Annotated in this window: 8 protein-coding genes; 7 read left to right on the top strand and 1 reads right to left on the bottom strand. The window is 50.6% G+C overall.

What is annotated here, in order from left to right:
- Positions 1-181 precede the first annotated feature (181 nt).
- From secA2 to F3H97_RS07555, 6 genes are all read left to right on the top strand, one after another.
- Entirely contained in the window at positions 182-2,548 is a 2,367-nt protein-coding gene (gene secA2 / locus F3H97_RS07580) for an accessory Sec system translocase SecA2 (protein WP_196430973.1), read from the top strand.
- Entirely contained in the window at positions 2,548-3,351 is an 804-nt protein-coding gene (locus F3H97_RS07575) for an SLAP domain-containing protein (RefSeq protein ID WP_196430972.1), read from the top strand. Before secA2 ends, F3H97_RS07575 begins: the two co-directional genes overlap by 1 nt.
- 133 nt (positions 3,352-3,484) lie before the next feature.
- Positions 3,485-6,238 carry a bifunctional 2',3'-cyclic-nucleotide 2'-phosphodiesterase/3'-nucleotidase gene (locus F3H97_RS07570; protein WP_196430971.1) on the top strand — a complete coding sequence of 918 codons (2,754 nt, stop codon included), beginning with the start codon at positions 3,485-3,487 and terminating at the stop codon, positions 6,236-6,238.
- 186 nt (positions 6,239-6,424) lie between these two features.
- On the top strand, positions 6,425-7,867 hold the full coding sequence (locus F3H97_RS07565; RefSeq protein WP_196430970.1) for a carbon starvation CstA family protein: 1,443 nt from the start codon (positions 6,425-6,427) through the stop codon (positions 7,865-7,867).
- Positions 7,868-7,962: 95 nt separating this feature from the next.
- Positions 7,963-8,634 carry a PAQR family membrane homeostasis protein TrhA gene (trhA, locus tag F3H97_RS07560; protein WP_051829405.1) on the top strand — a complete coding sequence of 224 codons (672 nt, stop codon included), beginning with the start codon at positions 7,963-7,965 and terminating at the stop codon, positions 8,632-8,634.
- 157 nt (positions 8,635-8,791) lie between these two features.
- Positions 8,792-9,709, top strand: a complete 918-nt coding sequence (locus F3H97_RS07555; protein ID WP_012726871.1) for a proline dehydrogenase family protein — start codon at positions 8,792-8,794, stop codon at positions 9,707-9,709.
- A 226-nt stretch (positions 9,710-9,935) separates the two neighbouring features.
- Here F3H97_RS07555 and F3H97_RS07550 read toward each other — a convergent pair whose 3' ends face one another.
- A complete protein-coding gene (locus tag F3H97_RS07550) occupies positions 9,936-10,838 on the bottom strand; it encodes an SDR family oxidoreductase (RefSeq protein ID WP_159562608.1) in 903 nt (300 codons plus the stop codon).
- A gap of 214 nt (positions 10,839-11,052) precedes the next feature.
- Here F3H97_RS07550 and F3H97_RS07545 point away from each other — a divergent pair, with 214 nt between their 5' ends.
- Complete coding sequence (locus F3H97_RS07545) at positions 11,053-13,464, top strand: 3-hydroxyacyl-CoA dehydrogenase/enoyl-CoA hydratase family protein (protein WP_196430969.1); 2,412 nt, start codon at positions 11,053-11,055, stop codon at positions 13,462-13,464.
- Positions 13,465-13,472: the final 8 nt, after the last annotated feature.

The raw sequence follows: 13,472 nt of genomic DNA, 5'->3' as shown, positions 1-13,472 counted from the left end.
AGTGAATTAAAAATATTTTTACAAATACTTTTTGAAAATTAACCAAAATTTATAGGTTTTCACGTGTCAAAAAACCAACTTTTAGGAAGTTTTCGTAAAAAAGTCTCCGAATTGGTTCGATTTTCGTTATAATAGACGGGTATGTAAGTGATGAATTGATAGAAAGATGGAGGCTATTAGTGTGATCCAATTTGTAAAACAGTTAACGAATGATCAAAGCCGGCGTTTGAAAGCGTACGAACGACGGGTCGCGCGTATTAATGAATTAGAGACAACGATGAAAGCCCTCTCGGATGACGAGATGCGTACATATACGGAGACGCTCAAAGCACGTCTCTTGGATGGAAAGAAAGTGGACGACATCGCGGAAGAAGGGTTCGCTCTCGTCCGCGAAGCGTCAGTCCGTGTGCTCGGAATGCGTCACTATGACGTCCAGCTCATCGGTGGGTTCGCCCTCCTCGAAGGGAACATCTCGGAGATGCCGACGGGGGAAGGGAAGACGCTCGTCGCCGCTTTGCCGAGTTACGTCAAGGCGCTCGAAGGAAAAGGCGTCCACGTCATCACGGTCAACGATTATTTGGCGAGACGTGACGCGGAACAAATCGGGAAGATCCATGACTTCCTCGGGTTGACGGTCGGCTTGAACGTCCCGGACATCGAAGCGGACGAGAAGCGTTCTGCATATCAGGCGGATATTACGTATGGGGTCGGGACAGAGTTCGGATTCGACTACTTGCGTGACAACCTTGTCCATAAGCCGGAAGAACGGGTCCAACGTCCGTTCCATTTCGCCATCGTCGATGAAGTCGACAGCATCTTGATCGATGAGGCGAAGACGCCGCTCATCATCGCGCAGAAGGACCGGTCACATATCCGCTTGAAACAGTTGGCGCAACAGATCATTTCTGAGTTCGAGGAGACCGACTACGAGGTCGACCTCGAGTCGAAATCTGCGACGTTCACGGAAGAAGGAATCGTCAAGATTGAAGAGCTGTTCGCCATCGATAACCTGTTCAGCGCCTCACACCAGGTGCTCTATCACTATCTCGTCCAGGCACTCCGTGCGAACGTCTTGTTCGAACTTGACGTCGACTATATCGTGCGTGAAGACAAGATCGAACTCATCGACTTGTTCACGGGACGCATCATGGAAGGTCGGAGCTTGTCAGAAGGGTTGCATCAGGCGCTCGAGGCGAAAGAAGGCGTCACCATCACCGAAGAGAACAAGACGACGGCGGAGATTACGATTCAGCACTATTTCCGCATGTATCCGCTCGTTGGGGGGATGACGGGGACGGCCCAGACGTCGCGCCAAGAGTTCTTGAAGACGTACAACATGGACGTCGTCCAAGTGCCGACGAACCGCGAACGTCAACGTGTCGACCATCCGGACCGCATCTTCATGACGACCGAGCAAAAGTATGCGGCGGTCACTGAGAAAGTAGCGGAACTGCATACGACGGGACGACCGATCTTGATCGGGACGACCTCGATCGCACAATCGGAAGCCATCAGCAAGCATTTGAAGAAGAAGCGGATCGAGCATGACGTGTTGAACGCGAAGACGGTCGCTCAGGAAGCGGATATCATCGCGGACGCCGGTCAATTCGGCAAAGTGACGATTGCAACGAACATGGCCGGACGTGGAACGGACATCACGCTCGACGCAAAAGCGAAGGAAGCGGGCGGTCTCTTCGTCATCGGAACGGAGCGGCATGAGTCAAAACGTGTCGACAACCAGCTCCGCGGTCGTTCGGGACGTCAAGGCGACCCGGGTGCGACCGAGTTCTTCGTCTCGCTCGAAGATGAGATCGTGAAACGTTATGCGGCGCAGAAACTAGAACGCGTGGAGAAGAAGTTGAAGCCGAGTGCGACAGGTGAGGTCTCAACGAAAGATGCGATCGAGATCATCGAATATGCGCAGACGACGATCGAAGGACTCGGCGTCTCGATTCGGGACTACTTGTTCAAACTCGATGACGTCTTGAACGAACAACGGAATATCATTTATACGATTCGTAACCAGGCCGTCAACGCCGATGCGGATGCCATCACGAAAAACGTCCTCGGCATGATGCGTCTCGCCCTCGAGAATAGCATCGACATGCATGTATCGGATGAACTCGTACCTGAAGAATGGCCAATCGATGAGTTGAAAGAAGACTTGCGCTACTTGACGATGCAGGAGCCGACATGGGCGAATGACATCGCCGATACACGTGAACTGAAGGATGCTTTAAACGACTGGATGGAGACGATCATCGCTACGACGGCGTCACGCCTCGAACAGGATGACATCGTCCTCTTCGCGAAAGAGTCGCTTCTCCGTGCCGTCGACATGAAATGGACGGACCATTTGACGACGATGAGCGGATTGAAAGAAGGGATCGGTCTTCGCAGCTACGGTCAGGAAGACCCGAGCCGTCAGTTCGGAAAAGAAGGACTCGAAATCTTCGAACAGACATATATCAATATCGCACGGGATGTCACGACGGAACTATGCCAACTCGACCGTTACTTCGCCGAGATGGCAGAGGAGGAAGTATAATGCTAGGATTTCGTAAACGTAAACAGATTGAGACAGGAAATAAAGAGGAAGGGCGCCAATTGACGCTCGTCATCGACGACGCGATGGGGATCCCGAAAGAGGACGAGTACGTCTTCCGTTACCATGCGAAGCGACTCCCGCCACTTCTCGACAATCAGCTCTCGATTGAGTTGTTGAATGCCGAATCGCTCGGGCACGACTTGTCAATCGTGGCGTTGTTCCGAAACACGCTTCCGAGCTCGTTCGAAATCAACGAATTGCCGGTCCTCTTGTTAGACGCGAATAACGTCCCGATCGGCCGGAAGGTCCTCGGACGTTCTGAATTGCCGAGCTTTGAGGCGTGGACGAGCAAACCGGTTTATTTGGACTTCTTCTTAGATGAGATGTTCGGAGAAATAGAATCCTACGACTCGCTTCGACTCGTCTTCCAAATGAACCCGATCGATCCGCTTCAGCCCGTGTCATCGGAAGAAGAAGCGAAGTTCTCGAAGGTTGCATGGCAACAGCTCATGCGGACGAACATCTCGACACCGCCAGTCGGAGAGAACGAGTTCAACTTGATGCTCGTGTCGGTGGAGAAGGAAGAGACAGACGTCACGGCGACGATTCTCCTTCGCAACGGCTACGACCGCCACTTGAACGTTGAGAAACTCCCGCTTGAACTCGTGAGTGGGGAGGACGTAGTCGGCTTCACAATGATTCGTCTCGAAGAGTCGGTCTACAGGAAACATGCGTACCCGGTATCAGTCACATTTGAAGAAATTGAAGGAGATGGACCGTTTACTGTTCGTATCAAACAATAATAGGATGATAGACCTAATTTTTGTAAAGGAAATTAGGTCTATTTTTATATAAAAATTTAATAGGAGGGAAAGACAGCTGGTGTTATATTGAATATGGTTAGACAATTATCAACCAGAAAAAGGGGACAATCACATGAAAACCGCATTGAAATGGTCAATCGCGACCGCGCTCGTGTTACCAACCGTTTTGCCGCTACAGGCACCGAACGTCTTGGCAGAAGTGGACGAGGATATCGTCAAGCTCCGTTTCTTAGAGACGACAGACTTACATACGAACATCACGAACTACGACTACTTCCAAGACAAGGTCGATAACACGATCGGATTGACGAAAGTCGCGACACTCATCAATGAACATCGTACAGCCGCTGGGGAAACGAACACATTCTTGTTCGATAACGGGGATACGATTCAGGGGACACCGTTTGGCGATTACGTCCGTGAGAGCCAAGCTGGGAAAAATGAAGCGTTCGAACATCCGATGTACAAGGCGATGGCGGCATTGAACTACGATGCCGTCACACTCGGGAACCATGAATTCAACTTCGGTCTCGAATTCTTATACAACGCGATGGAGGGGTCGAAAGGGAAACTGCGTTTCGTCAACTCGAACGTCAAAGATTTAGAAGGTAACCCGATCGTCTCGAAGTTCAACGTGGATGGACAAGAGGTCCAAATCATCGAACGAACGGTCACAGACCTGGATGGGGAAACACATACGATCAAAGTCGGCGTATTCGGAGTCGTCCCTCCGAAAATCATGTCATGGGATTCGGGGAACCTTCAAGGTCGTGTGACGGCAGAGGATATCATCCCGTCCGCACGTGAAGCAGTACAAAAATTAAAAGACCAGGGAGCGGACGTCGTCGTCGCCCTCGCGCACTCAGGAATCGGTGACAGTGCAGCGCTCGCGGATGAGCAACTCGACAGCGAAGAGAACGTCGGTTACGCACTCACGAAGATTGACGGGCTCGACATGGTCATGACGGGACACCAACACGGTCGCTTCCCGGATGCGAAAGGCATGTTCGCTTCGTTCCCGAATGTCGATATGACGAAGGGAACAATCAATGGCAAACCGGTCGTCATGGCGAACAACCAAGGGAAGGACCTCGGCGTCATCGACTTTGAACTTGAACTCGTGGATGGGAAATGGCAAATTGTTGATGCGTCAGCAGCACTCGATACGGTGACGGCTGATACGGCGGTCGACCCGACGATTCAAGCGTTGATCGAAGACGACCACTTGGCGACAATCGACTATATCAACCAACCGGTCGGTGAGATTCAAGATGACATCCAAAGCTACTTCGCGCTTGTCCGTGACGACGCATCGGTTCAGTTCGTGACGAACGCACAGAAGTGGTATGTCGAGAAAGAACTCGAGACGAACCCAGAACTTTCTGCTTATAAAGAGTTACCACTCTTGTCAGCAGGCGCACCGTTCAAAGCGGGTGGTCGTGAATTGACAGATGCGAGCTACTATACGAATATCCCGAAAGGGCAAATTGCTTTGAAAAACGTCGCGGACCTTTACGTGTATCCGAACACGCTCGAAGTCGTCAAAGTGACAGGAAAAGATGTCATGGATTGGCTCGAGATGTCAGCGGGTGCGTTTGACCAAATCGAAGAAGATGGCGAAAACTTACTCAACCTTCAATTCCGTAGCTACAACTTCGATATTCTCGACGGTTTGACGTATGAGATCGATGTCACGGGTCCTGCGATGTTCGATGTCGGCGGGAAGCTCGTCAATGCGAACGCGAACCGCGTGAAGAACGTCGAGTACAACGGACAACCGATCAAAATGGACCAAGAATTCTTGGTCGCGACGAATAACTATCGCGCGGGTTCTTCATCGTTCCCAGGTCTCGGTGGCGGGAAGAACATCGTCTATCGCTCAGCGTATGAGACACGTAACGTCATCTCGGACTATATTGTGTCGAGTGGCAGTAACTTAGACTACAAAGCCGACAACAACTGGAAGATTGTCGCGGATGCGAAACGTTCGGTGACATTTGAAACAGCGGATGCGGGTAAGCAGTACTTGAACCTTTACGAAGGTATCGAAGCGACGGACGCGACGCGTGAAGATGCGGCAGGTCGCCTCTTCCGGACCTATACGGCAGAGCTCGAAGTGGCGCCAACTGACTTGACGCTCGCGGTCGATGTCATCAAACCGGGTGCAAAAGTCGTGACTGGGAAGACGGCTCCATCTGCAAACGTGACATTAAAAGATGGCAAAATGGTTCTCGCGACAACGACAGCCGATGCAGAAGGCATGTACCGTTTGACGGTCAAACCGCTCAAACTCCGTCAGTCATTGACGATTGAAAGCGAATTGAATGGGAAGACGATGACGGAAACGAAAGTCGTCGGTGCAGGTTTTGTCGGAACGCCAGCCATCTCGAAACGTTTGACGTACACGAATACAACCGTGTTGACTGGAAAAACGACGGAAGGGGCTACGCTCGTCCTTAAACGAGACGGGAAAAAAGTAGACTATGCGAAAGCTGACGAGAATGGGAACTTCACATTCAAGAGAAGTACAGGATTCTTTGCAGCAAAATATGAAATCGAAGCGAAAGATGTATCAGGAAAAGTAGTCAAGACAACATCGTTCGAGTTAAAAAATGGATCAATCGTGACACCGAAGACGACGAAAGGTGTGAAGGCCGGCACACGCGCCTTGATCGGGAAAACAACACCGGGTGCGACGGTCGTCTTGAAAGACGCGAAAGGCAAGCAAGTCGCCAAAGTACAGGCGAGCTGGACAGGAACGTACACGTTCACGTTCAAAAAAGGCCTTACGAAAGGGACTTACAAAGTCATCGCAAGCGGATCGAACGGTTCTGGTGCAAAACAATCGACTCTCAACTTGAAATAAGTACGGAACGGCGTCCAATTCGGGCGTCGTTTTTTGTCGAATAAAAGTGTCTAAAATGTGAATGAAAGCCCTTACATTATCATTAACTCTTATGTATAATCAAACATGTAATCGGTTACATGACACGTGTAAACCGAAGAGCTGATGGGGTTTCGGCTACATATGTACGGAAAAGGGGACTGACAGATGATTACATTCTTCGTCGCACTCGCACTACTTTTGGTCGGGTATTTGGTATACGGTCGTTACGTTGAGAAGACGTTCGGCATCAAAGAAGAGCGGACGACGCCCGCCTATGCGTCTCAGGACGGCATCGACTACGTGCCGATGGGCAAAAAACGGAACTCGATGATTCAATTGCTCAACATCGCCGGTGTCGGACCAATCTTTGGACCGATCATGGGGGCGCTCTACGGACCGGTCGCCTTCCTTTGGATCGTGTTCGGATCGATCTTTGCCGGTGCGGTTCATGACTATTTGACAGGAATGATTTCCCTTCGAAATAACGGGGCACACTTGCCACAACTAGCGGAGAAGTTTCTCGGACGTTCACTTCGCCATATCGTCAATGGATTTGCACTTTTACTTTTACTTCTTGTCGGGACGGTGTTCGTCACGTCTCCGAGTAACATGATCAACAACTTGTTCGATGGGAATGCAACGACGCTCACCATCGTCATCTTCGCTGTGTTCGCTTACTACATCTTGGCGACGCTTCTCCCGGTCGATAAGATCATCGGACGCATCTACCCGTTCTTCGGGGCACTACTCGTCATCAGTGCCATCGGGATCGCGGTCAGTTTGTTCGCTCAAGGATACAAGATTCCAGAGATGACATTGACGAACATGCATCCGGACGGCTTGCCGATCTGGCCGCTCCTCTTCTTTACCATCTCATGTGGGGCACTCTCTGGTTTCCATGCGACACAGTCGCCGATCATCTCGCGGACGACGATGAAAGAAAGCAACGGTCGTGAAATCTTCTACGGCATGATGATCGCCGAAGCAGTCATCGCGATGATTTGGGCTGGAGCGGCGATGGCCATCTTTGAGCCAGGTGAATTGCTTGGACTCATCAGTGCGGGCACTCCGGCACTCGTCGTACAAGAAGTGGCGACACTCATGCTCGGCAGCATCGGCGGGACACTCGCGATTCTCGGAGTCATCGTCTTACCGATCACGTCAGGAGATACGGCATTCCGTAGCGCACGGATGATTATCGCGGACTACATGTCAATCGCACAGAAGAAGTTCTCGTCGCGTCTTTGGATCGCGCTTCCACTCTTCGCGATCTCATACGTGCTCACGAACATGGACTTCCAAATGCTTTGGCAATACTTCAACTGGGCGAACCAGACGACGGCGGTCATCGCACTGTTCGTCGGGGCGATGTACCTCTACATTAAAGGGAAAAACCACTACATCGCGCTCCTTCCGGGGACGTTCATGTTGTATGCAGTCTGGTTCTACATTTTGACGGCGCCGATCGGCTTCAAGCTGGACGGAGTCCTTCCGTACGTCATTTCGACGCTCGGAACGTTAACGCTTCTCGTCTTGTTCCACAAACGGGCACGCGCGATGCGGGCAGCACAAATGGAATGTGACGTTCCGGTGAAAGAAGTCGCTTAATCTCGACACGGGCTAATCGGTAGCCCGTGTTTTTGATTGCGTTCAAATCGGGAAATGTCCATACTAGAAGGAACAGTTACGGAAGGTGGGAGCACATGAAACAAGAACAACTCAAAGAGATGCTCCATGCCGACACGCTCGGGGAAGAAATTGCGAGCGCGATCACGCACGGCTTAGGAGTCATCTTCAGCATCGTCGCCCTCGTCTTGCTCGTCATGAGCGCCACAGAGAGTGGGAGCACGTGGAACGTCACCGCGGTCAGTGTATTCGGGGCATCGATGATTTTACTTTATCTCTTCTCGACACTCATGCACGCCATCCCGCATCCACGGGCGAAACGGGTGCTGCAAGTGTTCGACCATGCGGGGATTTACTTACTCATCGCCGGAAGTTATACACCGTTTGCGCTCGTGACCCTTCACGGGACGCTTGGTTGGACGCTATTCGGAATTGTTTGGGGTGTTGCGATTCTCGGAATCGTGTGGAAACTGTTTTCGACCGGCAAGTACATGTGGGTGTCTAATGTGACTTACCTCGCACTCGGTTGGATCTGCATCATCGCCATCCGTCCGTTATATGAATCACTCGGTCATCAAGGGTTCATGCTTCTCCTCGCAGGGGGGATCGCCTATTCGGTCGGCATCGTGTTTTATGTATGGCAAAAACTGCCGTTCAACCATGCCATTTGGCATCTGTTCGTCCTAGCGGGAAGCGTGTTCATTTTCCTCAGCATTTTACTCTATGTCGCACCTTCGACAAGCCTATAAGACAGCCGTCCTACGGGGCGCCTGTCTTTTTTGAAAAGTTGGGAAGAAAGTGCTGCAAACGGTTACAAAAATACAGACGAAATGACGTTTGTGTGTCATAATAATTGCAGACATCATCATAGAGATAGATGGGTGTAAAAGTAAGGGGGAAAATCAGATGGAAAAAGTGTTGCGCGATGGATTTATCTACATGTCACAAAACAAAACACTCAACAGTTTGGCAAAGAAATATGGCCTACGATTTGGTGCATCACGCTTTGTAGCAGGGGAAGACTTTAAGGCTTCTGTCCCGACGATTCGCGAATTGAATGCGAAAGGGTTGTCGGTCACGGTCGATCATCTCGGGGAATTTATTAAGACGGTCGAAGAGGCGAATACGAATCGCGACGAAATCATGCGTGCGATTGAAATTATGGCAGAAGAGCAATTAGACGCCTATATGTCACTCAAGCTGACATCACTCGGATTCGATATCTCGGACGAGTTGATTGAAGACAACATGCGTCAAATTTTGACGGTCGCACAACGAGTCGGGGTCTTTGTGGCCATCGATATGGAAGATGAGCAGCGTTGTGAAAAGACGCTCGAATTGTTCAAAAAGCTGAAGTCTGAATTTGACGGTCTTGGAACGGTCATCCAGTCGTACTTGTACCGCTCAGAAGATGACATCAATCATCTTGCGCCGCTCAAGCCGAACCTCCGCATCGTAAAAGGGGCATATAAAGAGCCGGCGACGGTCGCATTCCCTGAAAAAGAGGACGTGGACCATAACTACGTGAAGCTCGTCAAACTCCATCTTGCGAACGGGAACTACGCATCCATCGCGACACACGATGACCATATGATTGACGCCATTATCGAGCACGTCAAAGAGAACAATATTCCGCTCGACCAGTTCGAGTTCCAGATGTTATACGGGATCCGTGTCGAGCGTCAACTCGAGCTCGTGCGCCAAGGATACAAAGTCCGTGTCTACGTGCCATACGGTCGTGACTGGTACGGTTACTTCATGCGCCGTCTCGCAGAGCGCCCGGCAAACGTGGCGTTCGTGTTAAAGGGAATGGTGAAGAAATAAAATGAGCACGAACATCCGTCGAGGATGTTCGTGCTTTTTGATGTATGGATAACGTCGATGCGTTCGGTCTTCTATGTAGCGGAGGTGTTACGATTTCTTGTTCTCGTCCTCACTTACCCAAAACTCCGGACCGATTTGATCGGACAGCCAAAAGAAAAGTTCTTGATGTTCTTCTGGATGAACTGCACAAAAAGAAGACTCAGCTACGAACTGAGTCTTCGATCAATTATCCATTAATCACGGTTCCACCATTTACGTGGATGACTTGACCACTGACGTATGTCGAATCATCGCTTGCGAGATAGACATACGCCGGTGCGAGTTCGGCCGGTTGCCCCGGTCGTTTCATCTCTGCTGAATCGCCGAACGATTTCACCTTCTCCGCGTCAAACGTTGAAGGGATGAGCGGTGTCCAAATCGGTCCCGGGGCGACCCCGTTGACGCGAATCTTCTTGTCCGCCAAGTTTTTGGCGAGCGAGCGGGTGAATGCCGTGATGGCACCTTTCGTCGACGCATAATCAATCAATTGGTCGTTTCCTTCATAGGCTGTGATCGAGGTCGTATTGATGATGCTCGCTCCTTCTTTTAAGTAGGGGAGCGCTGCTTTCGTTAAGTAGAACATGCTGAAGATATTCGTGCGGAACGTCTTCTCGAGTTGATCGTCCGAGATGTCGAGAAGCGATTCCTGCGGATGTTGTTCGGCAGCGTTATTGACGAGGATGTCAATTCGACCGAACGTCTCGAGCGTCTCTTCAACGACTCGTTGACAGAAAGAAGATTCGCCGAGGTCGCCTTGAAGCAAGAGACAGGCTTGACCTAAGTCCTCAATCCGTTCTTTCGTCGCTTCCGCGTCCTCGAGTTCGTTTTGGTCTTTATAGACGATGACGGAGTTCGCACCTTCATGGGCGAAGAAGATGGCGACCGACTTTCCGATCCCGGAATCCCCACCGGTGATGATCGCGACCTTGTCTTTTAACTTGTCACTTCCTTTATAGTCTTCCCGTTCATAGATTGGGAAAGGTTCCATCTTCGAATCGATTCCCGGTTGGTGCGACTGTTCTTGGGCTTTCTTCTTAAACGACTCAAAGTCCTTTCGGCTACCGACAGTGTTTAAACGATTATCATGCATGTATACATTCCCCTTTCTAAATTTGACTCTTGTTGTCTATACCACACACATTAAAAACTAATCGTTCATTCAAAAAATGGAATGAAATTGAAAAATGAACGCTTGCGAATGAATGTTCATTCATTTATGATAGAAGAGTAAACACGATGGTGATTGCGATTTTTTTTACGCGTGAAATGAATCACTATTCATTCTCATTTTAGGGGGGAACACTATGACGAGTCACATCGAACAATCAACCGACCTCCGTTTGACGAACTCAATTCGTTTTGCGGTCGTCATCGGTTCAGGAGTAATGGGGGCGGGGATTGCGGCTCACTTGGCGAACGCGGGGATTCGTTCGCTCATGCTCGACATCGTACCACGTGAATTGACAGCCAAAGAGGAAGCGAAAGGGTTGACGCTCGAGTCGCCGGAAGTACGCAATCGCATCGCCTCAGAAAACCGTCAAAAGCTATTGAAACAAAATCCAGCACCACTCGCGACAGCGGAACATCTCAACTTCATCGAAGTCGGGAACTTAGAAGATGACTTAGAGCGTTTGAAAGAAGCGGATTGGGTCATCGAAGTCGTCGTCGAACGTCTCGACGTGAAGCAACAACTCTTCGAGAAGATTGCACCTTACATCCGTGAAGACGCGATTCTCAGCTCGAACACGTCAGGGATCTCCATCGAAGCGATGGCAAGTGCCCTTCCGGAAGGATTGAAATCACGCTTCCTCGGCACGCACTTCTTCAACCCACCGCGTTACTTGAAGTTGCTCGAACTCATTCCGACGGAGAAGACAGCCCGTCCGGTCATCGACTTCATGTCACGTTTCGCTGAAGATCGTCTCGGCAAAGGTGTCGTCGAAGCAAAAGACACACCGAACTTCATCGGGAACCGGATCGGGACGTATGGTCTTCTCGTCACGTTTGAAGAGATGCTCAAGCAAAACGCTTCAATCGGAGAGATGGACTCGATCACAGGTCCACTCATCGGTCGTCCAAAATCAGCGACCTTCCGCACACTCGACGTCGTCGGAATCGACACATTCGTCCACGTGGCGGGGAACGTCTACGAGACACTCGAATCAGGGGAAGAGAAGGATACGTTCGACGTTCCGACAGAAATGAAGCAACTCGTTGAAAAAGGTTGGATTGGACAAAAGGCTGGTCAAGGCTTCTATAAGAAAGAAGGCAAGGTCATCCAGGAGTTGAATCTTCAGACGTTCGAATACGAACAATTGAAAGCGATTACAGGTCCTGAGCTCGATCAAATCAAGTCACTTCCTGGCTCGAAAGCAAAATTGAAAGGTGCCATCTTGAACAAAGGTCGCGTCGGCCAATTGCTCTGGCCAATCACGGCGAAGACGCTCGCTTACTCGGCACGTCTCACTGGTGAAATCGCCGATACGATCGTTGCGATTGACGATGCGATGAAGTGGGGCTTCGGTTGGAAGTTTGGACCGTTCGAGATGTGGGATGCCCTCGGTGTTGAGAAATCAGTCGAGCGTATGAAAGCGGAAGGCTATGACGTCCCGGCATGGATCGATGAGATGCTTGCTGCAGGCAATACGTCATTCTACAAGGGAGACCAGTATTACGATAAAGCGTCGAAGACGTATGTCGAGAAGACCGTCAATCCGAAAGAATTGAAACTCAAGCCGCTCGCAAAATCAAACGGCATCATTTTAGAAAATGGTGGCGCACGCCTCGTCGATATTGGTGATGACGTGGTCGCACTCGAATTCACATCACCAAACAACGCGATCGGTGTCGACATCATGCAGATGATCGAACAGTCGATCGATCGTGTCGAGCAAGACTTCAAAGGAATGGTCCTCGCCAACGATGGCAAGAACTTCTGTGTCGGAGCCAACCTTGCGATGATGCTCATGGAAGCAGAAGACGAGAACTGGTTCGAACTCGATTGGATCATCAACAAGTTCCAACAAGTCGTTCAAAAGATTCGTTATTCAAGTCGTCCGGTCGTTGCTGCACCGTACGGTATGACGCTCGGTGGTGGAACGGAAATCAGCTTACCGGCAGCCCGTATGCAAGCCGCACTCGAGACATACATGGGTCTTGTCGAAGTCGGTGTCGGCCTCATCCCTGGTGGGGGCGGAAACGTCAACACGTACCGTCGACTCCTTGAGCAGACACCAAAATCGATGCAAAACATCGAAAAGGCTGCGCAACAGACGTTCGAGAACATCGCGATGGCGAAAGTATCGAAGTCGGCATTTGATGCGAAAACACTCGGTTACCATCGTGCGGTCGACGGCATCTCGATGAACCGCGACCACTTGACGTTCGATGCGAAACAAACGGTCCTTGAACTGGCTGATGGGTACACGGCACCGGTTCGTGAGAAGTTACCGGTCGTCGGTCAAACGGGTAAAGCGACGCTTGAACTCGCGGCGTACGAAATGTTCTACGGTGGTTATATTTCAGAGCACGATTTGAAAATTGCGAAGAAACTCGCACACGTCATCAGTGGTGGCGACTTGGCATACGGTACGCTCGTCGATGAGCAGTACTTCCTTGACATCGAGCGCGAAGCTTTCTTAAGCCTCATCGGGGAGCCGAAGTCACAACAACGGATGCAACACATGCTCGTGAAAGGCAAACCACTACGGAACTGATAAAGGGG

Source organism: Exiguobacterium sp. SRB7LM, from assembly GCF_015712685.1.
Taxonomy (GTDB): Bacteria; Bacillota; Bacilli; order Exiguobacteriales; family Exiguobacteriaceae; genus Exiguobacterium; species Exiguobacterium profundum.
This window is presented reverse-complemented; position numbering and strand designations above follow the sequence as displayed.